20 protein-coding genes and 1 pseudogene are annotated in these 26,572 nt (G+C 71.2%); all 21 read left to right on the forward strand.

Annotation, left to right across the window (positions count from 1 at the left end):
* A pseudogene (locus QZ749_RS13995) lies at positions 1–1,647 on the forward strand (hypothetical protein); the annotation flags it as partial.
* A gap of 268 nt (positions 1,648–1,915) precedes the next feature.
* Positions 1,916–2,500, forward strand: coding sequence for a type VI secretion system contractile sheath small subunit (gene tssB / locus QZ749_RS14000; RefSeq protein WP_296947971.1), 585 nt, complete (start codon positions 1,916–1,918; stop codon positions 2,498–2,500).
* A 28-nt stretch (positions 2,501–2,528) separates the two neighbouring features.
* Entirely contained in the window at positions 2,529–4,022 is a 1,494-nt protein-coding gene (gene tssC, locus QZ749_RS14005) for a type VI secretion system contractile sheath large subunit (RefSeq protein ID WP_296947974.1), read from the forward strand.
* A gap of 74 nt (positions 4,023–4,096) precedes the next feature.
* Complete coding sequence (locus QZ749_RS14010) at positions 4,097–4,582, forward strand: type VI secretion system tube protein Hcp (RefSeq protein ID WP_296947977.1); 486 nt, start codon at positions 4,097–4,099, stop codon at positions 4,580–4,582.
* Between the two features lie 60 nt (positions 4,583–4,642).
* The gene (gene tssE, locus QZ749_RS14015; protein WP_296947980.1) at positions 4,643–5,101 is read left to right on the forward strand and encodes a type VI secretion system baseplate subunit TssE; all 459 of its coding nucleotides are present in this window, start codon (positions 4,643–4,645) and stop codon (positions 5,099–5,101) included.
* On the forward strand, positions 5,098–6,852 hold the full coding sequence (tssF, locus tag QZ749_RS14020) for a type VI secretion system baseplate subunit TssF (RefSeq protein ID WP_296947982.1): 1,755 nt from the start codon (positions 5,098–5,100) through the stop codon (positions 6,850–6,852). Before tssE ends, tssF begins: the two co-directional genes overlap by 4 nt.
* Positions 6,840–7,871: a type VI secretion system baseplate subunit TssG gene (tssG, locus tag QZ749_RS14025; RefSeq protein WP_296947984.1), complete on the forward strand. Its 1,032-nt coding sequence runs from the start codon at positions 6,840–6,842 to the stop codon at positions 7,869–7,871. Before tssF ends, tssG begins: the two co-directional genes overlap by 13 nt.
* 3 nt (positions 7,872–7,874) lie before the next feature.
* A complete protein-coding gene (tssH, locus tag QZ749_RS14030) occupies positions 7,875–10,553 on the forward strand; it encodes a type VI secretion system ATPase TssH (RefSeq protein WP_296947987.1) in 2,679 nt (892 codons plus the stop codon).
* Positions 10,550–12,544, forward strand: coding sequence for a type VI secretion system Vgr family protein (locus QZ749_RS14035; RefSeq protein ID WP_296947989.1), 1,995 nt, complete (start codon positions 10,550–10,552; stop codon positions 12,542–12,544). Before tssH ends, QZ749_RS14035 begins: the two co-directional genes overlap by 4 nt.
* On the forward strand, positions 12,544–13,233 hold the full coding sequence (locus QZ749_RS14040; protein ID WP_296947991.1) for a toxin-antitoxin system YwqK family antitoxin: 690 nt from the start codon (positions 12,544–12,546) through the stop codon (positions 13,231–13,233). The genes QZ749_RS14035 and QZ749_RS14040 overlap by 1 nt, the downstream gene beginning before the upstream one ends.
* Entirely contained in the window at positions 13,233–13,619 is a 387-nt protein-coding gene (locus tag QZ749_RS14045; RefSeq protein WP_296947993.1) for a DUF4280 domain-containing protein, read from the forward strand. Before QZ749_RS14040 ends, QZ749_RS14045 begins: the two co-directional genes overlap by 1 nt.
* Positions 13,620–13,647: 28 nt before the next feature.
* Positions 13,648–13,881 carry a hypothetical protein gene (locus tag QZ749_RS14050; RefSeq protein WP_296947996.1) on the forward strand — a complete coding sequence of 78 codons (234 nt, stop codon included), beginning with the start codon at positions 13,648–13,650 and terminating at the stop codon, positions 13,879–13,881.
* Positions 13,878–14,732: an ABC transporter substrate-binding protein gene (locus tag QZ749_RS14055; protein ID WP_296947998.1), complete on the forward strand. Its 855-nt coding sequence runs from the start codon at positions 13,878–13,880 to the stop codon at positions 14,730–14,732. Before QZ749_RS14050 ends, QZ749_RS14055 begins: the two co-directional genes overlap by 4 nt.
* Positions 14,729–16,027 (forward strand): dicarboxylate/amino acid:cation symporter, encoded by a 1,299-nt coding sequence (locus tag QZ749_RS14060; RefSeq protein WP_296948001.1) that lies wholly within the window; start codon positions 14,729–14,731, stop codon positions 16,025–16,027. Before QZ749_RS14055 ends, QZ749_RS14060 begins: the two co-directional genes overlap by 4 nt.
* Positions 16,028–16,034: 7 nt before the next feature.
* Positions 16,035–17,459 carry a cation:dicarboxylate symporter family transporter gene (locus tag QZ749_RS14065; protein WP_296948004.1) on the forward strand — a complete coding sequence of 475 codons (1,425 nt, stop codon included), beginning with the start codon at positions 16,035–16,037 and terminating at the stop codon, positions 17,457–17,459.
* The gene (locus tag QZ749_RS14070; protein WP_296948007.1) at positions 17,456–18,022 is read left to right on the forward strand and encodes a hypothetical protein; all 567 of its coding nucleotides are present in this window, start codon (positions 17,456–17,458) and stop codon (positions 18,020–18,022) included. The genes QZ749_RS14065 and QZ749_RS14070 overlap by 4 nt, the downstream gene beginning before the upstream one ends.
* 11 nt (positions 18,023–18,033) lie before the next feature.
* The gene (gene tssK, locus QZ749_RS14075; protein WP_296948010.1) at positions 18,034–19,359 is read left to right on the forward strand and encodes a type VI secretion system baseplate subunit TssK; all 1,326 of its coding nucleotides are present in this window, start codon (positions 18,034–18,036) and stop codon (positions 19,357–19,359) included.
* A gap of 4 nt (positions 19,360–19,363) precedes the next feature.
* A complete protein-coding gene (locus QZ749_RS14080) occupies positions 19,364–20,125 on the forward strand; it encodes a DotU family type IV/VI secretion system protein (RefSeq protein ID WP_296948012.1) in 762 nt (253 codons plus the stop codon).
* On the forward strand, positions 20,125–24,288 hold the full coding sequence (locus QZ749_RS14085; protein ID WP_296948013.1) for a type VI secretion system protein: 4,164 nt from the start codon (positions 20,125–20,127) through the stop codon (positions 24,286–24,288). Before QZ749_RS14080 ends, QZ749_RS14085 begins: the two co-directional genes overlap by 1 nt.
* Positions 24,282–25,001 (forward strand): formyltransferase family protein, encoded by a 720-nt coding sequence (locus tag QZ749_RS14090; RefSeq protein ID WP_296948015.1) that lies wholly within the window; start codon positions 24,282–24,284, stop codon positions 24,999–25,001. Before QZ749_RS14085 ends, QZ749_RS14090 begins: the two co-directional genes overlap by 7 nt.
* Positions 24,998–26,113 (forward strand): type VI secretion system protein TssA, encoded by a 1,116-nt coding sequence (tssA, locus tag QZ749_RS14095; RefSeq protein WP_296948017.1) that lies wholly within the window; start codon positions 24,998–25,000, stop codon positions 26,111–26,113. The genes QZ749_RS14090 and tssA overlap by 4 nt, the downstream gene beginning before the upstream one ends.
* The last annotated feature ends 459 nt before the right edge of the window (positions 26,114–26,572 follow it).

Below are 26,572 nucleotides of genomic sequence, written 5' to 3' on the forward strand. Positions count from 1 at the left end.
GCCGCGACGCATGACGATGCCGCGCGCCAGGACGATCCGGCCACGCAACCGGCCCCCGATGCCGCAGCGGCGCAGCCGGGCGGCGCACCGGTGGGCGCCGCGTCCGGCGCGACGCCGTCACCGGCCACGAACGACGCGGACGATCCCGGCGCCGCATCCGCGGACGGCGCGTTTGCGCGCCGCGCGCAAGAGGAACCGGGCGACGGCACGCCGGCAGGCGCGGACGGCGTGGCGTCGGCGCCCGCGGCCGGGGCGCAACCGGTGGCGGATGGCCCGTCCTCCGGCGCCACGATGGACGGCGAGGCTGCGCGGCTGGACGCGTCCCCGCAGCCTGCGCCCGGTGCCGTGGCGGTGGACGCGGCGTCCGCCGATCCGGCCGGGTCCGGCGATGCGCCGTCACCGGCCGCGGACGACGCGGACGATGCCGGTGCTGCGCCCGCGGACGAGGGGGCGGGACGAGCGGCGCCCGAGGCGCGGGACGACCGCACCCCGGCAAACGCGGACGGCGTCGCGGCGGCGCCTGCGGCCGCGGAGGGGATGCAGCCGGCTGCGGACGGCCCGTCCCCGGCTGCCACGACGGACGGCGACGACGTGGGACGGGGCGGCCCGGCCCCGGAGCCCGCGCCCGCTGCCGTGGCGGCGCAGCCGGACGGCGCGCCGGTGGACGTCGCGCCCGGCGCCCCACCGTTACGGGCCACGGAGGGCGCAGGCGATGCCGGCGCGGCTTCCGCGGACGAGGCGGGGGCGCAACGGCCTCATCGGGAGCCGGACGACGGCGCGCCGGCGGACACGGACGGCGTCGCGTCCGCCCCCGCGGCCGTGGAGAGCGCGCAGCAGGGTGCGGACGGCGCATCCTCCGCTGCCATCCGCGACGACGACGACGTGGGGGCGGGCGATGCGCGCCAGGGGGCCGCGTCCGACGCCGTACCGGCGGCAGCCGGCAATCACGCGGACGACGCCGCCGGCGCCGCGCCTCCCGCTGGAACGGCATACGCTGCCGACGGCGCTCCGGACGTTGTGACGCACGCGACGTTGGGCACGCGGGCGGGCGCTCGGGCGGACGCCGCTGCGCCGTCGCCTGCGGACACCGTAGGCGATGCGGGCCGCGGCACGACGACGCAGGACGCCGCGACCGGGCCCGCGCGCCAGCCAAACCCCGCGAGCGCCGCGTCGGACGCGCCGGCCGGCGCCGGGCAGGACGATCCCGTTACCGCCGCCTGCGCCGGCGGCGCAGCGCCAGCATCGGCCCGACCGACGGACACGGCCGTGCCGGCGGCGCCGGGCGCAGACAGGGGCGCCGGCGGCGGCGATGCGGCCGGCGTGGCTGGCGAGCCGGACATGGCGCCACGGGACGCCGGCAGCGCCGGCGATGCCGACGGGATCGCCGCGTCGGCAGCGACCGCGCGGCAGGCTGGCGCCGTCCATGCGCAGCCGGCCGGCGGCGCGTCAGCCGACATCGCCGGCGCCGTGCAACCCGGCCCGGCGGGTGGCATGGCCACCGACGCCTCCGCGCCATCGACGGACCCCGAGGCCACGGCCCGCCCCGGTGTGGCGGCGGCGCCCGCCGACACGCACCCGGCGCCCGCCAGGACGGCCCGCTGGGGCACCTTGCTCGCGAAGATCAAGCGGATGTTCCCGTTCGGCTAGTCGCCAGGTGGGCGTTCTCCTACATTTACTTACCGAAAATCAGCATCTTGTATAGGGGGCTGTGGCAAAAAAAATACCGAAATAAAATATTTTTTTCGTAATGCAAAAATACTTGTTGAGGTCTGTTATTCCACACTATGCTTCGGTGATTGTAGGAAATGATGTTCTGAATACTCAGGAGCAGGTCGGTCGAACGGGGTGCGGGATGTAAGACCTGGTCGTCGGGACCTGCGATCGTCGGCAGCTTGTCACTCAGCGAGGGGTTGTAATGTCAGATAGTTTGCAAAAGTGGGTCGGACGGAACCGTCCGCCGCGCGTCCAGATCACCTATGACGTCGAAATCGGCGACGCCATCGAGAAAAAAGAGCTGCCACTGGTCGTCGGCCTGCTGGCCGACCTGTCCGGCCAGCCCCTGGTGCCGCCGCCGAAGCTGAAGGCGCGCCGCCTGATCGACATCGACCGCGACAACTTCAACGAAGTCATGGCCAACATCGCGCCGCGCCTCGACCTGACGGTCCCGGACACGCTCAAGGGCGAGGGCAACCTGAAGGTCGAGCTGAACTTCACCGAGTTCGGGCACTTCCACCCGGAAGCCATCGTCGCGCAGGTGCCGCGCCTGGCCAAGCTGCTGGAAGCGCGCCAGCAACTGCGCGACCTGCTGGGCAAGCTGGACGGCAATGACGAACTCGACGCGCTGCTCGAGAACATCATCCAGAACACGAACGAGCTCAAGCAACTGAAGGAGCAGGGACCTGCGGCCGCCGCCGCCGCCGCGGCCGTCATCGCCGCCGCCGCCGCGCCGGAAGACGCTGCCGCCGCGCCGGACGCCGAGCCGGACGCATCGCCGACCTGATCCCCTACTTCTACCGAGAGTTCACATCATGGCTACCACCCAATCCGCGCACGCCGGTGCGACCGCGTCGGCGACCGCCGGCGACCTCGACCTGCTGGACCGCATCGTCCAGGAAGGCAAGATGGCCGTCGAGCCGTCCCAGGGCGCCTACGCGAAGAAACTGCTGGGCCAGTTCGCGACCCAGGTGCTCGACGAAGGCATGAAGACGGCGCCGAACAAGGGCGTCGTCGCCACCATCAACGAGCGCGTCGCCGAGATCGACAAGATCCTGACGGAGCAGCTCAACGCGATCATGCACGACCCGGAATTCCAGAAGCTGGAAGCGTCCTGGCGCAGCCTGCACGACATGGTCTACGGCACCGAGACCGGCACCAACCTCAAGCTGCGCCTGCTGAACGTGTCGAAGAAGGAACTGCTGAAGGACCTGGAAGGCGCCGTCGACCACGACATGAGCGTGCTGTTCAAGAAGGTCTACGAAGAGGAATACGGCACCTTCGGCGGCCATCCGTACTCGCTGCTGATCGGCGACTACTACTTCGGTCGCCATCCCCAGGACATGGCCCTGCTGCAGCGCCTGTCGAAGGTCGCCGCCGCCGCGCACGCGCCGTTCGTCACCGCCGCCGCGCCGTCGCTGTTCGACATGGCCGAATTCACCGAGCTGGGCGTGCCGCGCGACATGTCGAAGATCTTCGAGAGCGCCGAGATGGCCACCTGGCGCGGCTTCCGCGAGTCGGAAGACTCGCGCTACGTGGCGATGGTGCTGCCGCGCTACGTCGCGCGCCTGCCGTACGGCGCCAAGACCGTGCCGGTCGAGAGCTTCTCGTTCGAGGAAGACGTCGACGGCCGCGACCACGGCAAGTACCTGTGGGCCAACTCCGCCTACCAGCTCGGCCTGCGCATCACCGATGCGTTCGCCAAGCACAGCTGGACCACCGCGATCCGCGGCGTGGAAGGCGGGGGCAAGATCTCGGGCATGACCGCCCACACCTTCAAGACCGACGAAGGCGACGTGGCGCTGAAGTGCCCGACCGAGGTGGCGATCACCGACCGCCGCGAAAAGGAGCTGAACGACCTGGGCTTCATCGCGGCCGTCAACGCGAAGGGTTCGGACTTCGCCGCGTTCTTCGGCGGCCAGACCGTGAACAAGCCGAAGGTCTACAACCTGGACGCGGCCAACGCTAACGCGGCGCTGTCCTCGCGCCTGCCGTACGTGCTCGCGGCGTCGCGCTTCGCCCACTACATCAAGGTCATTATGCGCGACAAGGTGGGCAGTTTCCAGACCCGCCAGTCGGTGCAGGACTACCTGAACAGCTGGCTGAGCGGCTACGTGCTGCTGAGCCCGAACGCCACGCAGGGCGAGAAGGCGCGCTTCCCGCTGGCCGAAGGCCGCGTGGACGTGACCGAGGTGGCCGGCAAGCCGGGCGTGTACTCGGCGACCGTGTTCCTGCGTCCGCACTTCCAGATGGAAGAGCTGACGGCGTCGATCCGCCTCGTGGCCGAACTGCCGGCCGCCGCCGGCTGAGCGCTTTCGATTCACCCCGTGCCGGCCCGCCGCGCAGCGCGGCGGCCGGCCGCCACCAATTTCTGGAGTAAACCATGTCTGACGTACTCATCCTGGACCTCGGCACGACCATCGTCGGCAACTGCCAGGTCACCGGCTATGTGGGCAAGATCATCGTGCTGTCGTACTCGCACAGCGCCTCGATCCCGATGCAAATGGACTCGGCCAATACCGAGCGCACCGCCGGCCGTCCGGTCTTCTCGGAGCTGAGCTTCTCGAAGATGTCGGACCTGTCGACCACCGAGCTGTACAAGGCCTGCACCCAGGGTACCAAGATCGGCACCGCGACCCTGCACGTGGGACGCGTCGAAAACGGCAAGTACATGAGCTTCTTCAAGTACGAGATGACCAACGCCATGATCTCGAGCATCTCGACGTCCGGCGGCGGCGGCATCCCGTCCGATTCGTTCACGATCTCGTTCACCAAGATCAAGTGCGACTACACCCAGCAGCAGTCGGATTCGACCGCGAAGGGCACGGGCACCTGGAACTGGAACCTGGAGACGATGAAGTCGGATTGATGCCGCGCGGCGGGCCGCGCGCGGCCCGCCTTCAGGTTTCACCGGTATCCCTGTTCATCCATGGCGAAAACCCTCACCGCATCGCTGGTTCCGTTCTTCGACCGCCTCGCCGGCGGCGATCCCGCCTCGTTCGACGGCAGGCTGCTGGACGGCGCCGGGTTGCAGCAATCGCTGGAGCGCGACCTGCAGCGGCTGTTCAACGTGCGCAATGCGATGACGGTGCAGGAATTCCTGACGGGCGATCCCACGGTGCTCGACTACGGCCTGCCCGACACGCTCACGCTGTCGGCGCAGTCCGACCAGGACCTGCTGGCCTGGAGCCGCGTGATCGAGCGCGGCATCGCCCTGTACGAACCGCGCCTGGCGCACGTGCGCGTGACCGTGCGGCCGGATCCGGCGCGGCCGACGGCCGCGCGCGCGGCCATCGTCGCCGCCGTGCGGCTCGGCGAGCAGCTGTGCCGCGTCGATTTCGAGGTCGCGCTGGACGCGCGCGTGGCCATGATGAAGGTCGCGGCGTGAGCGACGACCTGCTCGACTACTACCGGCGCGAGCTGGCCTACCTGCGCACGCAATCGGCCGACTTCGCCGCGCGCTACCCGAAGGTGGCGCAGCGCCTCGTGCTCAGCGGCGGCGAGTCGGCCGACCCGCACACCGAGCGCCTGATCGAATCGGTGGCGTTCCTGACCGCGCGCGTGCACCGCGACCTCGACCGCGATTTCCCCACCATCGCCGGCGCGTTGCTGGACAATCTCTGCCCCAGCCTGACCCAGCCGGTGCCCGCGATGACGGTCGTGCAGATGACGCTCGACGCGTCCAAGGGCAAGGTCATGGCCGGCATGCCGGTGGCGCGGGGCACCATGCTCTCGACCACGGCCGCGGGCGGCGAGAACTGCCGCTTCCAGGTCGCCGCCGGCACGACGCTGTGGCCGCTGCGGGTGGCGGCGGCAAAGCTGGAGGACGCCCGCACGCTGCGGCTGGACTTCGCCTGCGAAGGCGGCGTCGACGTCGGCGAGCTGGAACTGGAGACGCTGCGCCTGCACCTGGGCGGCGACCTGATGACGACGATGCCGCTGCACGAGCTGCTGGTCAGCGGCCTGGAACGCATCGACCTGCTGGGCGGCGACGGCCGCGTGCACCGGCTCGGGCCGGGCAGCCTGGCGGAAGTCGGGTTCGCCGAGGACGAAGCCATCCTCGCGCAGCCGACCCACGCGCATCCGGCGTACGCGCTGCTGCAGGAATACTTCGCGTTCCCGCGCAAGTTCCAGTTCTTCGACCTCAAGGGCCTGCGCGGCCGCCTGGGCACCGGCCCGCGCTTCGCGGTGCGCTTCGTGTTCGACCGCAGCGCCCCGGTGCTGTCGCAGGTCGGCCGCGACACCTTCCTGCTCGGCTGCACGCCGGCGGTGAACCTGTTCCGCCTGACTGGCGAGCCGATCCGCATGGACCGGCGCCAGTACGAATACCTGCTGGTGCCCGACTACCAGCGTGACGCCACGACCGAGGTGCATTCGGTGGTCGCGGTGACGGCCTCGGACCCGCGCGCCGACCGGGCGCTGGCGATCCCCAGCGTGTTCGCCGAATCGACGCCGGAAGAGGCGGACGGGGCCGGCGTGTTCTGGTCGCTGCGCCGCGAGACGAGCCTGCGCAAGGGCATCGGCGGCACCGACGCCTACCTGAGCTTCGTGGACCGCGCGAACGTGCACGCCGTGCCCGACCAGCCGGTGGTGTACGCACACCTGCTGTGCACCAACCGCAACCTGGCCGAGCAGGTCGGTCCCGGCACGCGCTTCTACGGCGAGGGCATCCCGACCTCGACCGGCATCCATGCCCTGTACCAGCCCAGCCGGCAACGGCCGCCGGCGCTGGAGGCGCGCGCGTTGTGGTCGCTGGTCGCGCTGCTGCGCCTGAACCACCGCTCGCTGGTGGACGGCACGACGGGGGTGCAGACGCTGCAGCAGATGCTGCTGCTGTTCGCCGGCGACAGCGCGCGCGACCAGGCCCAGGTGCGCGGCATCAAGCGCATGGCCGCCACCCCGGCGACGGCGCGCGTCGGCCGCGACGTCTGGCGCGGCCATTGCCGCGGCACCGACATCGAACTCGAGTTCGACGCCGACGCCTTCATCGGCACCTCGCCGCTGGTGCTGGCGGGCGTGCTGTCGCGCTTCTTCGCGCTGTACACGTCGGTCAATTCCTTCGTGCGGCTGCGCGTGGTGCGCAACGGCGAACTGTGGATGCAATGGCCGGCCATGAGCGGACGACAATGCCTGACCTGATCGCGCAACTGCGGGACGCGCCGCACGACTTCGACCTGTTCCAGGCGATCAGCCTGCTCGAGCGCAGCGCGCCGGAGCGCGCGCCGGTCGGTGCCGGACTCGGCCTGGACGAAAGCGTGCGCCTGGCCGCGCAGGTGAGCCAGGGCTTCGCCGCCAGCGACATCGCCGCGCTCGACGAGAGCGGCCGGCCCGGGCCGGCGCTGACGCTGCGCTCGCCCGTGCTGTCGCTGGCCGGCGCCCACGGGCCGCTGCCGGCGCCATTCACCGAAGCGCTGCTGGAACGGCGCCGGCTGCGCGACGCGAGCGGCCTGGACTTCCTCGACATCTTCAATGCGCGTTTGCTGGGTTTCCTGTACCGCAGCCGGCGCAAGCACCATGTGGCGCTGGCCGCCGACGCCATCGATGCCGCGCCGCTGGTGCGCATGCTCGACGCGCTGGCGAGCCTCGGCCGCGCCGAAGGCGTGCGCGGACCGCACGGCGAACAGGCGTGGCTGCGCCACGCCGCGGTGCAGGGCGCGGCGCCGCGCTCGATGACCTCGCTGCTGGCCGTGGTGCGCGACCGCACCGGCGTGCGTTTCGGCGGCAAGCAGTTCGTCGGCGGCTGGCATCCGCTGGCGCCGTGCGACCGCGCCCGGCTGGCGAGTCCTGGCCGGCCGGCCGGCCCGGCGTCGCGCCTGGGCGTCGGCACCACGCTGGGCGCGCGCGCCTGGGACCAGGGCGGCGGCATCGCGCTCGATGCGCCGCCGCTGGCGCCCGCGCGCTATGCCGCGTTGCTCCCCGGCGGCAAGGACCACGCGCTGCTCGGCTGGCTGGCGGGCCGCCACCTGCAGCAGGACGCCGGCGTCCAGTTGCGGCTGGAACTCGCGTCGCGGCCGGCCACGCGCCTCGGCGACGCGACGCCGCTGGCCCCGCGCCTCGGCCTGAGCACCTGGCTGTGCAGTCCGGGCGCCGGCCCGCGCGCGGCCGCCTACCAGCCGGCCCGCCTGACCCTGCCGGTCGACGCCGGCGCGAGGACCTGACGCATGGACATCGATATCCGTACGCTGCTGGCGAAGCTGAACCCGGAGTGCAAGCGCGCCATGGGCCAGGCGGCCGAACTGTGCGTCAAGCAGACCCAGTTCAACGTCGAGCTGGAACACCTGCTGCTGGTGCTGCTCGACGGTCGCGCCCCGGACCTGGTGCTGCTGCTGGAACGCTTCGACATCCATACCGCCGCCGTGCTGGCGCAGCTGCAGGCGAGCCTGGACGGCTTCAAGCGCGGCAACACCCGCACGCCGGCGTTGTCGTCGCACTTCGTGCCCCTGTTCCAGGAAGCCTGGATGCTCGGCGCGCACCTGCTGGGCACCCAGCAGGTGCGCTCCGGCACCATCCTGCTGGCGCTGCTCGAAGTCGACGCGCTGCGCGGCGTGCTGCTGGAGACCGCGCCGGCGCTGCTCCAGATCCCGCGCGAGGCGCTGAGGCGGGAGCTGCCCGGCCTGCTGGCGGCGGCGTCCGAGGAGGCCGGGGCCGGGATGCCGGCCGCGCCGGGCATCGCGCCGGCGCCGGCGCAGGGGGCCGGCCGCACGCCCGCGCTCGACCAGTACACGGTGGACCTGACGGAACAGGCGCGCGCCGGCCGCATCGACCCGATCCGCGGCCGCGATCCGGAAATCCGCCAGATCGTCGACATCCTGCTGCGCCGCCGCCAGAACAACCCGATCCTCACCGGCGAGGCGGGGGTCGGCAAGACCGCCGTCGTCGAGGGCTTCGCCCAGCGCATCGCGCAGGGCCTGGTGCCGCCGGCGCTGGCGAACGCCGTGGTGCGCTCGCTCGACCTGGCGCTGCTGCAGGCCGGCGCCGGCGTCAAGGGCGAGTTCGAGAACCGCCTGAAATCGGTGATCGCCGAAGTGCGCGCGTCCGTCACGCCGGTCATCCTGTTCATCGACGAGGCACACCAGCTGATCGGCGCCGGCGGCGCCGAAGGGCAGGGCGACGCGGCCAACATCCTCAAGCCGGCGCTGGCGCGCGGCGAGCTGCGCACGATCGCCGCGACGACCTGGGCCGAGTACAAGAAATACGTCGAGCGCGATCCGGCGCTGGCGCGCCGCTTCCAGGTGGTGAAGGTGGAGGAGCCGGCGCCCGACGCGGCGATCGGCATGTTGCGCGGCATGGTGGCGACGCTGGAGCGCCATCACCAGGTCGAGATCATGGACGACGCCGTGGTCGACGCCGTGCGCCTGTCGCACCGCTACATTTCCGGTCGCCAGCTGCCCGACAAGGCGATCAGCGTGCTCGACACGGCGTGCGCCCGCGTCGCCATCGGCCAGGCCGGGGTGCCGCCGCAGCTCGAGGCCGTCGAGCACGACATCGTGCTGGACGAGGAAGCGCTGCGCATCGCGCGCCAGAAGCGCGCGCGCGGCGAGGACCACGGCGAGGCCATCGCCCGCCTGGAACGCCAGCTGGCGGCGCTGCGCCAGCGCCAGGCGAAGCTGCGCGACAAGCTCGCCGACGAGCGCCGCGCGGTCGACGAGATCGTGGCGCTGCGCCGCGAGATCGCCGCCGCCGCCGCGCGCGAGGGCGACGGCACGCCCGCCGACCCCGACGAGTACCGGACGCGCGGCGACCAGCTGCAGCGCCTGCAGAAGGGGCTGGAGACGATCCAGGACGACGACCCGCTGGTGCCGGTCTGCGTCGATTCGAACATCGTGGCGGACGTGATCTCGGGCTGGACCGGCATCCCGGTCGGCAAGATGATGGCCGACGAGATCCATACCGTGCTGCAGCTCAAGGAACACCTGGCCGACCGCGTGGTGGGCCAGGACCAGGCGCTGGACGCGATCGCGCGCCGCGTGCGTACCTTCCGCGCGGAACTGGACGACCCCGACAAGCCGGTGGGCGTGTTCATGCTGGTCGGGCCGAGCGGCGTCGGCAAGACCGAAACCGCCATCGCGCTGGCCGACACGCTGTACGGCGGCGAGAAGAACCTCGTCGTCATCAACATGTCCGAGTTCCAGGAGGCGCATTCGATCTCCAGCCTGAAGGGCGCCCCGCCCGGCTACGTCGGCTACGGCAAGGGCGGCGTGCTGACGGAAGCCGTGCGGCGCCGGCCGTACTGCGTCGTGCTGCTCGACGAAATGGAAAAGGCGCATCCGGACGTGCTGGAGCTGTTCTTCCAGGTGTTCGACAAGGGCACGATGGAAGACGGCGAGGGCGTGTCGATCGATTTCCGGAACACCCTGATCCTGCTGACCTCGAACGCGGCGCAGGACGTCATCACCCAGGCCTGCGCGCAGGGCCGCCGGCCGGACGCCGGGCAACTGGTCGAGGCGCTGCGCCCGGCGCTGCTGCGCCAGTTCAGTCCCGCGTTCCTGGGCCGGCTGGTGCTGGTGCCGTACTACCCGTTGGGCGATGCGCAGATCCGCGGCATCGCCGACCTCAAGCTGGCCCGGCTGGCGCAGCGCTTCGCCGCGAACCATCACGCGCGCTTCACCTGGGACGACCGCGTCACCGACGTGGTGACCGCGCGCTGCACCGAGGTCGACAGCGGCGCCCGCAACATCGACGCCATCCTGACGCAGACGGTGCTGCCGGTCCTGTCGTCGCTGGTGCTGGAACGCATGGCGATGCAGATGCCGTTCTGCGCCGTGCACATGGCGGTCGGGCCGGACGACGCGTTCCGCTTCACGTTCCGCGACGATCCGCTGGGGCGCGGCCAGGCATGAGGACCGGCTTCGAACAGGCGGCCGGCGCCTTCCTGACCCTGAGCTCGCCGTTCGGCGCGAACGACCTGCTGCTCGACGCGGTCGAGGGCAGCGAGGGCATTTCCGAACTGTTCCGGTTCAACCTGCACATGCGTTCCGGCAGCACGGCGCTCGCGGCGGCGACCGCCGTCGGCCAGTCGATGACGGTGACCATGGCGATCCCGGACGGTCCGACGCGCTACATCACGGGCATGGTCTCGCGCTTCGTCCAGAGCGGCTTCGAGCGCGACTTCGCGAGCTACGAGGCGGAACTGGTGCCGATGCTGTGGCTGCTGACCCTGTCGCGCGACCGCAAGATCTGGCAGAACAAGACCGTCACCGAAATCCTGGCCGCCGTGCTGGGCGCGTTCTCGATCCCGTTCGAGGACAAGACCAGCGGCACCTACGCGGCGATCGAATACTGCGTGCAGTACGACGAGACGGCGTTCGACTTCGTGTGCCGGCTGATGGAGCAACACGGCATCTGCTACTTCTTCACCTTCACCAGCAGTGCGCACACGATGGTGCTGGCCGACGCCAACACGGCGTTCGCCGACTGCGCGGGCGCGGCCGCCGTGCGCTTCTTCCCGCGCACCGGCATGCACAACGCCATCGACACCGTGTCGCGCTTCGCCCACGAAAACACCATCGCGCTGAAGACGGCCACCGTCAACGACTACGATTTCCAGCAGCCGACGACCGACCTGACCGGCACCCATGCGGGCAGCGCGGGCGAGGGCGAGCTGGTGGAGTTCGGTACCGGCCACCTGGCGGTGGCGGCCGCGAACGCGATCGCCAAGCTGCGCGTGGAGGCCAGCCAGGTGGGCGCGGCGGTACTGCGCGGCGACAGCTTCTGCTATCCGTTCAGCGCGGGCACGCAGTTCACGCTGTCGGACCATTTCGTCGCCGGCCTGAACGCCGCCTACGTGCTGCGCCGCGTGCACCACACGGCGCGCGACGCGCTGTACACGAATTCCTTCGAGGCGTTTCCCGCGACCGCGCCGTTCCGGCCGCCGCTGCAGGCGCCGCGCCCGCGCGCGAGCGGCTGCGAGACGGCGCTGGTGGTCGGGCCGAGCGGCGAGGAAATCTGGACCGACAGCCACGGGCGCATCAAGGTGCAGTTCCCGTGGGACCGCGACGGCGCCAAGGACGACAAGAGCTCCCCCTTCATCCGCGTCGCGCAGTCGGTGGCGGGCAAGGGCTTCGGCGCGCTGTTCCTGCCGCGCGTCGGCCAGGAAGTGGTGATCAGCTACCTGAACGGCGATCCCGACCGGCCGCTGGTGACCGGCTGCGTGTACAACGGCGACAACACGACCCCGGTGACGCTGCCGGCGAACCAGACCCAGACCGTGATGCGCACCTGGTCGTCCAAGGGCGGCGCCGCGGGCAACGAACTGCGCTTCGAGGACAAGAAGGACGCCGAGCAGCTGTACCTGCACGCGCAGAAGGACATGCTGGTCGAGATCGAGAACGCGCTCACCACGACGATCGCCAAGGGCGCGGAGACGCACACGCTGACCGAGGGCGACCGCACGGTGGATGTCCAGAAGGGCAAGGAGACGCACAACGTGAAGGGCACGCGCACGCTCGACGTGACGGGCGACGAGAGCCACACGAACGGCGCCAAGTTCACCCACAAGGTCACGGGCGACTATGCGCTGACGATCGACGGCAAGCTGACGATCACGGTCACCGGCGGCATCACGCTCAAGTCCAGCGCCGCCGTGGCGCTGGAAAGCGGCACCAGCTTCGACGTCAAGGCGGGCACCGCGCTGACGGCCAAGTCGGGCACGGACCTGAAGAACGAGGCGGGCACCAATCTCACCAACAAGGCGGGGCTGAACCTCGTCAACCAGGGCGGCGTCCAGCTCGACAACAAGGCGCCCATGATCAACAGCAAGGCCGACGCGATGCACACCGTCGAGGCGGGCGCCATCCTCACGCTCAAGGGCGCGATGGCGAAGGTGAACTGATGGATGCCGACGCACCGCGCCTGATCGAGCAGCACGACGACGCCGGCGTGCTGGTGCAGCGCTGCCACATGCGCGGCGCGGTGCTGCACGGCCTGCTGGAGAAGTTCGGCGCCGACGGCCGCATGGTGTTCCAGGCCACCTTCGAGGACGGGCTGATGCACGGCATCGCGACCGCGTGGGACGACGCGGGACGGCTGCTGCAGAAGGCGCCGTTCCGGCGCGGCCGGCCCCACGGGGTCGTGCAGGTCTATGCCAACGGGCGCTGCATCTCGCAGCAGACGATGGCCGACGGCGTGGCCGAGGGGCCCACGCAGACCTACGACGAGGCCGGCCACCTGACGGCCCGGATGACGCTGGCGCAGGGACGCATCCACGGCCCGGCCGAGTTCTTCCACGAAGGCCGCCGCGTGCGCACGTCGCACTACCGCGCGGACCTGCTCGACGGCGAGTCGCGCGACTTCGACGCCGAGGGCACGGTGGTGCAGTCGTGCGTCTACCAGGCCAACCTCCTGCACGGGCCGCTGCGCAGGTTCTGGCCCGACGGGACGCTGATGGAAGAAACCATGTACCGCCAGGGCAAGCCGGTGGGCGCGCCGGCGCGCTACGACGCCAGGGGGCGGCGCCTGGGGAACGACGAGGCCGAGCCGGCGCTGCTGGACCGGCTGCAGAAACTGGTGCGGGGGAGCTGATGGGACAACAGGTATGCATGGGCGCGATGTTGCAATGCACGTTCGGCGCGGCGCCGGGGACGCTGATGGTGTTGCCGCTGAACCGCACGCTGACCGGCGTGCCCGACGCGAACATCATGGACAACAAGCCGCTGGTGAACGTGCTGCCGTTCGGCACTTGCATGTCGCTCGCGAATCCGATGGTCGCCGCCGCGACCGCGGCGGCGCTGGGCGTGCTGACGCCGATGCCGTGCATTCCGGTGACGGTGGCGCCGTGGGTCCCCGGCTCGCCGACCGTCCTGGTCGGCAACATGCCGGCCTTGAACAACGCCTCGAAACTGATGTGCAACTGGGGCGGCGTCATCGGCGTCAACGTGCCCGGCCAGTTCACCGTCGCCATCCCCTGAACGAGAACCAAGCGGAACCAGACCGACGATGAGTACCGAATACCGTTTTTCCCTGACCCCGCGCCTGATCGCCCTGGCGCTGTTCGGCGGCGTCGCCCTGATGGTGCTGCTGTTCGCGCTGGGCTACCAGGTCGGCCGCCAGATGGCCGCGCCGGCGCCTGCCGCCGATGCCGCGGCGGCGGCGGCGGGCGCGCGCCTGCTCGAGCGCGCGGGCAAGGATGCCGCGGCGGCCGCCGCGCCGCTGAAGAAGGCGCTGCCATGAAGGCGCTGCGGATCCTCGCCGCGTGGTGCGCGCTGTGCCTGTGCGCCGGCGCCGGCGCGGACGACGCCGTGCCCAACCCGGATGCCCGCGCGCGCCTGGTCAAGGTGGCCGACGGCCGCCTGCTCGCGCCGGACATCGCGCGCATCGTCAACCGCGGCGAGGTCGTCGTCGCCATGGTCGCCGACGACAATCCGCCGTTCTTCTCGGTGAAGGACGGCGTGCTGGTGGGCACCGACGTCGACATGGCGCAGCGCGTCGCCCGCGAGCTCGGCGTGCGGGTGCGCTTCGACCGCAGCCCGGCCTCGTTCGACGCCGTGGCCGAGGCGGTGGCCGCCGGCCGCGCCGACCTCGGCATCAGCCGCCTCGCGCGCACGCTGCGCCGCGGCCAGTACGTCCATTTCTCGAACACCTACATGCGCCTCGGCCATGCGCTCCTGATCAACCGCGTGCGCTTCGCGGCGCTGGCCGGCGACCGGCCGCTGCAGGAGGTGATCCGCAACTTCGACGGCAAGCTGGGCGTGATCGCGAACTCCTCGTGGGAAGAGTTCGGCCGGCGCAACTTCCCGAAGGCGCAGCTGGTGCGTTTCAAGAGCTGGCCCGAGGTGGTCGCCGCGGCCCGCAGCGGCGCCGTGGTGGCCGCCTACCGCGACGAGCTGGAAGTCCAGCAGATCGTGCGCAACGACCCGGGCCTCGCCCTGAGCCTGCGCACCGTGACCTTCGAGGACCTGGAGTCGCCGCTGGCGATGATGGTCGGCATCGGCGACCCGACGCTGCTGTCGTTCGTCAACGAGGTCATCGCCCAGTGGGTCGACAAGCCGACCGTGAACAGCGTCCTGAAAGCGATCAAATGAGCCTGCCCGCGGAACTGCCGAAGACCGTGCGGCGCTACACGCGCTGGGCGCTCAACCCGTGGACGGTGCTGGCCTGCGTGCTCGCCGGCGGCATCTTCGGCTGGGCCGTGCCGGCGGTGGCGCGGCAGCTCGGCCTGGTCGGCGCCGTCTATGTCGACCTCCTGAAGATGATCGTGCTGCCGTTCATGATTTCGGCGGTCATCTTCAGCCTGCAGAGCCTGTACCGCGAAGGCGGCGCCAGCCGCATCTTCAAGCGCATGGCGCTCGTCTTCGTCGTGTTCTCGATCGCGGCCGCGGTGCTGTCGACGAGCACGTCGCTGCTGTTCAACCCCGGCAGCGGCCTGTCGGCGGACACGCGCGCCGCGCTGGGCAAGCTGGTCAACGCCGACGGCGACCGCAGCAACACGCGCATGGCAATGCACGAGCCGCCGGCCGCGCCGCACGTGCGCACCATCGGCCAGGTGCTGGAATCCCTGATCCCGCAGAACATCTTCGCGGCGCTGGCCAACGGCGAGACGCTGAAGGCGCTGGTGTTCGCGCTGCTGTTCGGCTTCGCCGCCGGGCAGGTGCCGACGCGGCTGTCCGGCGGCCTGCACGAGGCGCTCGGCACCGTCTACCACGCGTGCCAGACGCTGACGCGCTGGGTCAACCTGCCGCTGCCCGTGGTGCTGTTCTGCATGGCGGCGGCCCAGATCGCGCACAGCGGCCTGGAGCCGCTGCGCGTGATGGCGGGCTTCGTCGCGACCTTCCTGTTCCTGTCCGGCCTGCTTCTGACCGTCGGCGTGCTGGTGATCGCGCGGCGCGCCGGCGTGGCCTATCCGGCCGTGCTGGGCGCGTTGCGCGAACCCTTCGCGCTGGGTGTGGCGACCAGCAACAGCGCGACCTGCATGCCGGCCATGATCGACGGCCTGGCGCGGCGGCTGAAGTTCGCGCGCTCGCGCGTGGAGCTGCTGGTGCCGCTGACGATCTCGCTGCTGCGCGTCGGCTCGGTGGCGTACTTCGTGTGCGGCACGCTGTTCATCGCCGCGCTGTACGGCAGGGCGCTGGGCGCCGGCGACGTGCTGCTGCTGGCGCTGGTGTCGATCCTGTCGGGCTTCGCCTCCGCCGGCATGACCGGCATCGTCACCGTCTCCCTGGTCGGCACGACCGCGGCCTACCTGGCGCTGCCGTTCGAAGCCGTGTTCGTGCTGCTGGCCGCGGTGGACCCGTTGTGCGCGATGGCGCGCACGGCGGTCACCGTCGTCACCGGCTGCGCCGCCGTCGCCACGATCTGCGACGAACCGGTCAAACTCTAGGACCGCCATGCTGCGACGCGCCACTTCCGCCACGATCCCGGTCAAGGACATCCTGCAGCACCCCGCGGTGCTGCTCGGGATGGTGTTGCTGGGCAGCTGGACGGGCGCCGTGCTGCCGCAGGGCGAGGGCGTGTTCGCCGCCTGCGCCGCGCTGTACCTGCTGCTGATCCAGATGGCCGCGCTGCCGTTCGTGATCCTCGCGGTCTATTTCGGCCTGCAGCGCGTGCCCGCCGTGCCCGGCGCGGCGCGCCGGCTCGCGGCCATCTTCGCGCTGTCGCTGCTGGGCATGCTGCTGTGCGCGCTGGTCGGCGCCGCTGCCGGCGCCATCGGCGGCGCCGGCAGCCACATGGACGCGGCGCAGGCCGCCGCGTTCGGCCGCCTGACGCTGCGCGGCGAGGGCGGCGTGACCATGGCGCGCTACGGCGCCGACGCGCCCGCCGCGCTGCCGTGGGAAGTGGGCACGCTGGTGCCGGACAACCTGTTCGCCGTGCTGGCCCACGGGTCGCTGCCGTCGATCCTGGTGGGGGTGCTGTGCTTCGCGGCGGCGGTGGCGGCCCAGGCGCCGGGTTCGACGCGCTCGCTGGGCGCGATCCTCGAGGCGGCCTACCGCGCGCTCGAGTCGCTGGTGCACCACATCAACCACTACCTGCCGGTCACCGCCTTCATGCTGGCCGCCACCGCGACGGCCGCCGCCGGCATCGATGCGATCCTGCTGCTGGCGGGCTTCCTGGCGACGTTCCTGGCCGGCGCGCTGGCCGTCGGTGCGCTGGCCGTCGGCCTGATCGCCTGGCGCCTGAAGACGTCGCCGCTGAAGGTGGCGACGGCGCTGCGCGAGCCGATCGCGGTGTGCCTGTTCTCGCCGCTGGCCGTGGCCGCCGTGCCGGGCCTGATCGCCGGCATGAGCGAACGGCTGGGCTACAGCCGCGGCCTGGTGGAACTGTGCGGGCCGATCGCCCCGGTATTCCTGCGCGCCGGCGAGGCCATGTTCTTCGCGGTGCTGGCGCTGTTCGTCGCCAACCTGTACGGGGCCGTGCCGGACGTCGGCACGGTGCTGTGGATCTGCTGCCTGTCGTTCGCGGCCGCGCTGTTGTCGGTCGGCGTGGCCGGCGCGCGCTCGGTGACGCTCGGCGGCTTCGTGCTGGCGCCGCTCGGACTGCCGCTGGAGGCGGTGCTGCCCGTCTTCATGCTGGTCGAAGTGTTGTGCGAAGGCGCACGCAACCTGCTTTCGCTGTTGATCCCGGCCGCCCTGATTGCACTGGTATCGGAGGGACTGTATATTAATCGGGCGCAAGATTTGGTCAGTACACGCCCAGACACCATCCGTTTCGTCTTCAGCCGCCGGCAGCTCGTGGCGGTGTCCTTCCTGGTATGCATCGCGCTGGCGAGCATTTTTTCGGCCGGCGTGGGGTTCGGCCTGCATGGAGCATTGTGAGAAACGTGGTCATCGACGACAACAACATGGGACCGATCCCCACCTGCGATCCGACGCGCCGCGCGCTGCTGGCGCTGGGCGCCGCCGCCGTCCTGGCCGGCTGCAAGACCGTGTCCGGCGCCGTCGACGGCGCCCGGTCGATGGTGGGCCTCGGCCCGAAGCCCGCCACCCCGGACTGGAAGTCGCTGGTGTTGCGCGCCGACGAGGACGCCAACGCCAATAGCGCGGTCGCGCTCGACATCGTGTTCGTGCGCGACGTGGCGGCGCTCGACGCGCTGGCGGCGATGCCGGCCGCCAAGTGGTTCGCCAGCCGCGCCGACCTCAAGCGCAGTTTCCCCGATGCCCTCACCGTGCTCTCGTTCGAGCTGGTGCCGGGGCAGACCGTGCGCGTGCCCGGCACCGCGTGGCAGGACGCCTCCGGCTGGGGCGTGCTGGCCTTCGCCGGCTACGCCAGCCCGGGCGAGCACCGCGCGCGCCTGCTGCTCGAGACGCCCGGCTACCTGATCCAGCTGCGTGCGCAGGGGTTCGACGCGACCGACCTGAAACCTGGCGCCGCCAGATAAACGACCAAGCAATGACGACCACGTTACTTCCCGACCGCATCCAGTGGCACGAAGGCCAGCTGTTGACGCCGCAGCACTTCCAGCAGGAGGGCGCGCGCCTCGAAGCGCTGCTGGCCTGGCAATCCCTGGCCGCCAACCCCTACGGCTGGGGCGTGCGCGCCCTGGTCCTCGACGAGTCCCTGCTCAGCGCCGGCCTGGTGCGTGTGCTGCGCCTGGAGGCGGTGCTGCCGGACGGCATGGCCGTCGCCTACGACGCCGCGACGGCCCAGGGCCACGCGCTCGACCTGGCCCTCGACGACTGGACGCACGACATGGCGCAGCGCGACGTCGACGTCTGGCTCGTGCTCGGCATCACCCGGTCGATGAACCTGCCCGGCCAGCCGGCGATGTTCCGCGGCGTCGAGAGCGCGCCGGTGGCCGACGAGGTCTCGCAGGCGCTGCCGGCCGACGTGCCGCGCATGGCCGTCAACCTCGGCCTGATGGCGGGCAAGCGCCCTCCGGCCGCGTACCACGCGCTGCGCCTGCTGACGGTCAACAAGGCCAACGAGATCGTGCGGCGCGGCGCCTACCTGCCCGCCATGCTGGCCGTGCCGGCCGACGCGCCGCCGCTGCAGCGCGCGCGCCAGCTGGCGGCGCAGATGCGCAGCAAGGCGCTGTTCCTGGCGCGCCAGACCGCGCACCCGTCGTCGCGCACCGAGGACCGGCTGGCGATGCTGGAACAGAAAGGGCGCCTGGCCGCCCTGACGCTGAACCTGCCGTGGCTGGAAGCCGTGCTGCGTTGCCCCGTGGTGCAGCCGCTGCCGCTGTACCTGGCCCTGTGCGCGCAGCTCGGGCCGCTGGCGACGCTGCGCCCCGGCGCCGTGCCGCCGCTCGCGCCGGCCTACGAGCACGACGACTGCGCGCCGCAGTTCGACGCCGTGCTGGGCGCGCTGGTCTCCCTCGTGGGCGAGGTCAGCCAGGAGTGGAAGACGGTCACGTTCGCGTTCGACGGCCGTGCCTTCGCCCTGCCGCTGGAAGCGGAATGGCTGGGCCGGCGCCTGGTGCTCGGCCTGCGCGGCCAGCCCGAGCGCGAGGCGGCCGAGTGGATGGCCGGCGCCGTGATCGGTTCGCAGACGATCTGGACGTCCTTGACCGACCGCCGCGTGCTGGGCGCGCCGCGCCAGCGCATCGACGAGGCGCCGGAACTCGGCGTGCGCGCCAGCGCCGGCTACACGCTGTTTGCCGTCGACGCGTCGGATGCGTTCATCGTCGCCGGCCAGGCCCTCCTGGTCAGCAACGCCAACGACAGCCTGCAGGCCCGGCGCCCGCAGGAAATCGTCCTGTTCGTGCGGGGGTGATGGGATGAGCCAGCAAGGCAACGAGGTACGCGTGCGCGCCGCGCAGGGGACGGCGGCCGAGGCGGTGGACCTGGCGTCGAGCCAGTTCCGCGATTTCTACGATGTGCTGGCGCGCGCCGCGCAGGCGGTGCGCCGCCTGGGCGAGGACGAGGCCAGGAGCGCCGCCGACGCGCTCAGCCGCGAGCTGTGCCAGCTGATCGAGCTGCAGTCGCTCGAGGCCCGGCGCAGCGGCGGCAAGGGCGGCGCCGATGCCGACGCCCAGGGCCGCTTCCTCAAGGCGGCGCTCGCCGACGAAGTGCTGCTCAACACCGACTGGGCCGGCCGGGCCTACTGGGGCCACGTGCTGGTCGAGGCGACGCTGTTCAAGTCCAGCCATGCCGGCGACCGCGTGTTCCAGGACCTGGACCAGCTGCTGCGCGAACGCGAGCCGGCGCGCCGCAACGTGGCGCGGCTGTACCTGTACCTGCTGTCGCTGGGATTCCAGGGGCGCTACCGCGGCCAGCCGCAGGACCGCATCGCCGAGTACCGGCGCGAGCTGTTCCAGTTCGTGTACCAGCGTCCGGCCGACCTGCAGGGCCGCGACCGCACGCTGTCGGGCCAGGCCTACGACAGCACGCTGACGCACCTGGCCGCCGGACGGCTGCCGCGCCTGAACCGCTTCGGGCTGCTGGTGCTGCTGGGCATGCTGGTGCTGCTCGGCGTTTCCGAACTGCTCTGGCTATGGGTGTCGTGGCCTTTGCGCAGCGCATTGACGGGGAGTGCCTGATGAACTTCCTTTCCGACAACACCGCGATCGTCACGCTGCTGGCGCTGACGCTGCTGGTCCTGCTGCTGCTGGGCGTCGTCGTATGGGCGGCGATGAAGGGGGCGGGCCAGGCCGACAAGCCGGCCGCGCCGAAGGAGCGGCGCATCAGCACCGATTCGCTGCGCCAGTCGTTCCGGGTCGCGGTCGAGCTGATCGAGACCAACCTGGCCGCGCGCGCCGAACGCTACAACCTGAACTGGACGCTGGTGCTGAACGAGGGCACCCAGGGCCGCGAACTGCCGCTGATCCAGTCCGGCCTGCCCAGCGCGCTGAGCGCGGACAGCACGCTGACCGCCAGCGGCCAGGGCATCAGCTGGAACTTCTTCGACCAGGGCGTGGCGATCCAGCTGCAGACCAGCTACCTCGGCTCGCCCGATCCCGCCGACGCCGGCAGCAACAGCACCTGGGATTCGTTCCTGGGCCTGTGCCGCAGCTACCGGCCCGACCGGCCGTTCGACGGCATCGTGCTGGCGCTGCCGGCCGCGCTGTTCCTGGATGGCGACGGGCAGGAGCAGCTCGACGTCGTGGCGCGCGCCAAGGCGATCCACCGCCGCCTGTGGCTGGCGCAGAACCGCCTGGCGCTGCGCTTCCCGATCTACATCGCCATCGCCGACTGCGAGACCATCCCGGGCTTCGCGCGCTTCGCGGCCGCGCTGCCCGAGCCGCTGCGCCGCTCGATGCTCGGCTGGTCGTCGCCGTACGAACTGTCGGCGCCGTTCCAGGCGCAGTGGATCGACAGCGCGATGAACGAGATCGTGCGCAGCCTGTCCGACGCGGGCGCCGAGCTGTGCGCGCTGGAGCCGGCCGGGGCGGACAGCAGCGACTACTTCCTGCTGCCCGCGCAGGTCGAGCGCCTGCGCGCCGGCCTCAAGCTGTTCGCCGATGAACTGATGCGTCCCAGCGCCTACCACGAGCCGTTCCTGCTGCGCGGGATCTACCTGACCGGCGACTGCAGCGACGCCGCCGTGCTGGCCGGCGCGGCCGGCCAGCACGCGCCGGCGCGCTTGCTCGGCGGCGACGGCCTCGCGCTGGACGCGCCGCCCGCCGGCGCCTTGCCGCCGGATGCGCTGGCGACGCTGCCGGACGGCGCGCTGGCGCCGGCGCCCGAGGATGGCGCGATCCTGGCGCCGGGCCAGGCCGGCCACAGCAGCGCGGTGCCGGCCTTCCTGCGCGACGTCTTCGAGCGCAAGATCTTCCCCGAGACCGGCCTGGTGCGCTCGGCGTCGTCGCAGCGCCTGCGCCGTCCGGCCGTCAACCGCGCGCTGCGCTGGGGCGCCGTCGCGGTGCCGGCCGTCTGGATCGTCGGCATGGGCGTCGGCGCCGTGCGGCTGGACGCGCTGTCGGACCGGATGGTCGACCATCTCGACCGTCTGAACCGCGACACCGGCGCCAGCCAGGCGTCGCTCGGCCGCGGCGCGGACCCCGCGCAGGCGCGCCAGCGCGCCATCGATGCGCTGGGCGCCATCGAACGCATGGATGCGGCGCGGCTGGGATCGTTCTTCATGCCGGGATCGTGGTCCTGGTTCGACGGCCTGCACGACCGCCTGCAGCGGCGCATGGAAAAGGGCTTCGCCGACAACGCGTTCGATCCGCTGCGCCGCGCCGCCTACGCCCGCGTCAGCCAGCTGACCGGCGTGCCGGTCGACCCGGTCACGGGCAGCCTGATCGTCGGCGCGCAATGCACGCTGCCGCCGAACTGGGCGCAGGCCACGACCGGGGGCGCGGCCGCGCTGAACGTCGAGGACTTGCCGGAATTCGGCGCCACGCTGCAGTACCTGGCGCAGCTCGAGCAGACGGAACAACTGCTGGCCGCCATGCTGCGCCTGAAGTCGCCGCGCTCGGGTCCCGCGTCCGGCGACGACCTGGCGCTGGTCGTGCACATGCTGCTGGGCGTGGACTTGAACGGCAACCCTGCGCGCACCGCGGCGCTGTTCCGCCAGGTGGCGCAGACCGTGCCGTCCCTGACCGCGGAGCCGCTGCAGGACGCGGCCGCCTGCTCGTACCGCCTCGCCGTGCGCGCGACCACGCACCGCCTGTTCGCCGAGAACGGCTTGCTGGCGTCCGAACGCCAGGTCGGCGAGAGCGTGCGCGCGCTGCTCGATGCGGGACCGCGCCCGGCCGACCCGGCCGCCGCGCTGCAGGCCTGGCAGCAGCTGCGCGCCGGACTGCGCGCGCAGGAGCGCTACATGGCGGGCGGGAAGGGCGCCTGGATGCGCGCCACGACGCCGGCATTCGGTCCCGCCTGGGAGAACATGCTGCAGCGTACCGAGCAACTGGCCCTGCTGGGCAAGGCGCCCGCGGACGAGGCGCGCAAGCAGGCCGCCGCCGGCTTCCTGGACTTCCAGGCGGCGTGGGAAGGCGCGCTGGCGTCGGACCGCCTGATCGAGGGCATGGAGTCCGGCATCACTTGGTCGGATACCAGCCATGCCTGGGTGTTCTCGGACGACCGCAAGGCGCTGCTGGACGGCCTGATGGGCCTGTTCGGCCAGCCCTACATGAAGTTCAACGCGCAGGTGCGTTATCCCGAGGTGCCGCCCGGCGCCACGGTTTCGTGGGACCCGGCGCGGCTGGACCAGGCGCTGGCGCTGGGCGACGCCCGCAAGCGCTTCCAGGCCGAGCTGTTGCCGAAGTTCCCGGCGCCGCTGCAGTCGAGCGCCGCCGCCACGGCCGACGCCGGCCTGGTGGAGACGGCGCGCGACCTGCTCGCGCAGGCGTACTTCGTCACGGCGCGCGAGATCCAGGCGCCGCAGACGGAGGCCGGGCGCGGCCGCGCGCTGCGCGTGCGCGGCTGGCTCGAGGACATCGGCGCCGGCGGCGCGGCCGAGGAACTCAACGGCGTGCTGGTCAGGGACGCGCTGGCGCGCCTGCAGGTACTGGACGAGACGCTGGCGCGCGCCCAGGTGTTCGTGCCGCGCGACCGCGCCTTCCGCAGCTGGATGGGCGAGAAGGCGCCGCTGCTGGATGCGTTCGGGGCGGCCGACGCGGCCAGCCTGGGCGGCTACGTCGCGCAGCAGCAGTCCTTCCTCGAATCGATCGGCAAGGACGCCGAAGCGCTGCTGGTGCAGATCGGCGGCGCGCAGGCCGGCAACCCGCTGGTCGCGCGCTGGCAGGCCACCGTGGCCGACCTGCAGCGCTATCGCCTCAAGAGCCCCACCAGCAGCCTGGTGGCGCTGGAAGGCTTCGTGCTGGGCGGCGCCGCCGACATCGACGGCGGCAACTGCCTCGACAAGCTGTCCGCGCGCGCCGCCCAGCGCCGCGGCACCGACCTGTTCGCCGAGCGCATGCAGATGCTGCAGGCCGGCCTGTACACGCGCTGCCGCGAGCTGAGCCAGGCCGGCTTCGACGACGCCTGGAACCGCTTCGCCACCGCGTTCAATCGCGACCTGTCGAACCGCAGTCCGTTCCGCACCGCGTCGTTCGACCCGTCGGCGAAGGGCGAGCGGGCGCCGGCCGCCGACGTCGAGGAGGTCGGCAACGTGCTCAAGCTGTTCGCGCGCGTGCCGGCGACGGCGCAGGCGAGCGGGCGCGATGCGGCCCGTCCGTCCGCGCCGGTCAACCTGCGCAAGGTCGACGAGCAGATGCAGGCCGTGCACGACCTGCTCGGTCCGCTGTATCCGGCCGAGGACGGGCAGGCGGCGGGCCTGGACGTGGCGGTCGATTTCCGCGCCAACCAGGGCGCCGAGGTGGACGGCAACAAGATCATCGAATGGACGCTGAACGTCGGCGGCCAGTCGCTGCGCCAGCGCGACGCGGCGCGCCCGCTGCGCTGGGAGCCCGGCATGCCGGTCGGCCTGACGCTGCGCCTGGCGCAGGACGGTCCGGTCGTGCCGAAGGCCGATCCGGCGCAGCCGGGCATGGCGGTCGACGGGCGCACGGTCAGCTACCGCTTCGACGATCCGTGGGCGCTGCTCAGCTTCGTCGCGGCCCACCGCGACGGCGATTCCGGCGGCCGCGCCCAGCTGCTGCGCTTCGAGTTCCCGACCAACCAGGTGGCGGAGGGCGGCCGCGTGCAACTGCGCGACGCCCGCGCCAAAGTCTTCGTTCGCCTGACGCTGAGCGCGCCGGGCAAGCGCACCCCGCTGGCCTGGCCCAGCGCATTCCCCGTCAAGGTACCGACATGGTAAATCCCCATCACAAGAACAAGACCGGACCGGTGCGCGTCGCCGTGTTCGGCAGCTTCCACCGCGGCTTCCACGTGCTCAGCGAACTGCTCAAGGGGCCGCTGGCGGCGCGGGTGCAGGTCGTCGGCGTGGCCACCGACGACATCGCGGCGAGCTACGTCAGCCGCGAGCGGCGCGTGTGGTCCTACCCGCACCTGCCCGAAGAAGAGACGATGGTCGAGCGCCTGGCGGCGGCGTACGGACTCGACGCGTACAAGGGCAAGGTGAAGACGCCCGAGTTCTACCGCCTGTACGAAGAAGACTGGCGCCCGGACGTGTGCATCTCCGCGACCTTCGGGCAGCGCTACGACGCGCGCCTGTTCGGCTACCCGCGCCTCGGCTTCTACAACCTGCATCCCTGCATCGACGACGGCTGGCCGTCCGCCTTTGCCGGGCCGAATCCGTTCCAGGCGCTGCTCGACGACGGCGCCGACCACGCGGTCATCGCGATGCACGCCGTCGACGACGGCTTCGACACCGGCACGCTGCTGGCGCTGTCCGAAGCGGTGTACTTCCCGCCCGGCTGCAGCGTGGTCGACCTGCACCGCATCTCGTCGCCGGTCGCGGCCAAGTTCGCGGCCCGCGAGCTGGAAAAGCTGATCGATGCCGCGGCGTGCGCCGACGCGGTGGCCGACGCGGTGGCCGGCGCCGCCGTGCCGGACGTGGCGGTCGCATGACCGGTTTCCACTTTTCTCCCCCGATCGCGCTGCTGAGCGACCAGCAGCTCGACGAACTCGATGGCCTCGTCAAGCCGCTGCGCGAGGACGCGCCTTCCGGCCCGCCGATCCGCTTCGATCCGATCTTCACCGAGATCCGGCTGGCGCGCGAGGAAGACGATCCGAACCTGCCGATGGGCGTGTGGGAGCGGCCGCTCAAGAAGGCCGACTGGCCACTGATCGAGGCGCGCTGCAAGGCGACGCTGGCGCGCCACGCGAAGGACCTGCAGATCGCCGCCTGGCTGGCGGAAGCCTGGACCCGCCAGTCCGGCCTGGAGGGCCTGTTCCGCGGCCTGGTGCTGGTCGAGCGCCTGCTGGCACGCTTCTGGGAGACGCTGCATCCGCAGCTCGACGACGACGGCGACGCCGAGCTGCGCGTGGCGCCGCTGGAATGGATGAACGTGTCGCTGTCGGCGACGCTGCGCGTGCACGTCCCGGTGCTGGGGCGCGGCGCGGGTCCCGCCGGCCGTTTCACGCTGGCCGACTGGGAGCGCATGACCACCAACGAGCTGTCGCCGGCCAGGCAGGAGGAGGCGCGCAAGGCGGCGGGAGAGACGGGCGAGGTCCTGCAGACGCGCGCGGACATCATTGCCTTCGTGCTGGCGGAACCGCGCGCCGGCGTGGAACGCACCACCCAGCTCGTGCGCGGCTGCCTGGCCGCCGTCCTGTCGATCGCCAGTTTCACCGACGCCCGCCTGGGCATGGAAGCCCCCACTATGTCGAAACTCCGGGATACCCTGCGTGCGATGGAGCGCGTGCTGTTGCAGATGACGCCGCCGGACCGGGCCGACGCGGCCGACGCGCCGGCACCGCCGGTCGCCGAGGGCGTGGCGCCGGCCGTGGCCGCGCCGCAGGTCGTGGCGAGCGGCTGGAGCAGCCGCGAGGAAGCCTATGCGACCCTGGAGGCGATCGCCGACTACCTGAGCCGGATCGAGCCGCACAGCCCGACGCCGTACCTGTTGCGCCGCGCCGTCAACTGGGGGCGCATGCCGCTGCCGGAACTAATGGCGGAGATCGTCCGCGAAGAGGGCGACCTGAACCGGTTGGGACACCTGCTCGGCCTGAACGGCTGACGCACCTCCGGCGCCGTGGTAGCGGAGCGACATGCGAGGCTTGCGCAACGGTGTGATGTTTTGCTATAGTGCGCGTCCTGCTTCTGCAGCGCAGTAAAAGTTCAGCGAAATCAAGTAGTTGGACGAGAAGTGTTGATGACTTCGATTGCGATGCAGAAAAAGAGGGGTTGACGAAGCAAACGAAACACTGCATAATCTCACTTCTCTGCTGCTGACGAACACAACGATTCGCGAAACGCAGCAAGGCAACACAAGATTCGAGCTCTTTAACAAATAACAGTCGATAAGTGTGGGCGTTTGATGAAAGTGCCAGCAGCCGCTTCGGTGGTTGCTGAATGCTTAAATTATCAAATGTTCACAAAAAATACGAACTTCTTCGAAAGAAGAAATCGTCAGTATTTTGAGTGAGCGATCTGTCGAGAAATCGACAAAAACAGAGATTAAACTGAAGAGTTTGAT

It is taken from the genome of uncultured Massilia sp., from assembly GCF_913773735.1.
Lineage (GTDB): Bacteria > Pseudomonadota > Gammaproteobacteria > Burkholderiales > Burkholderiaceae_D > Telluria.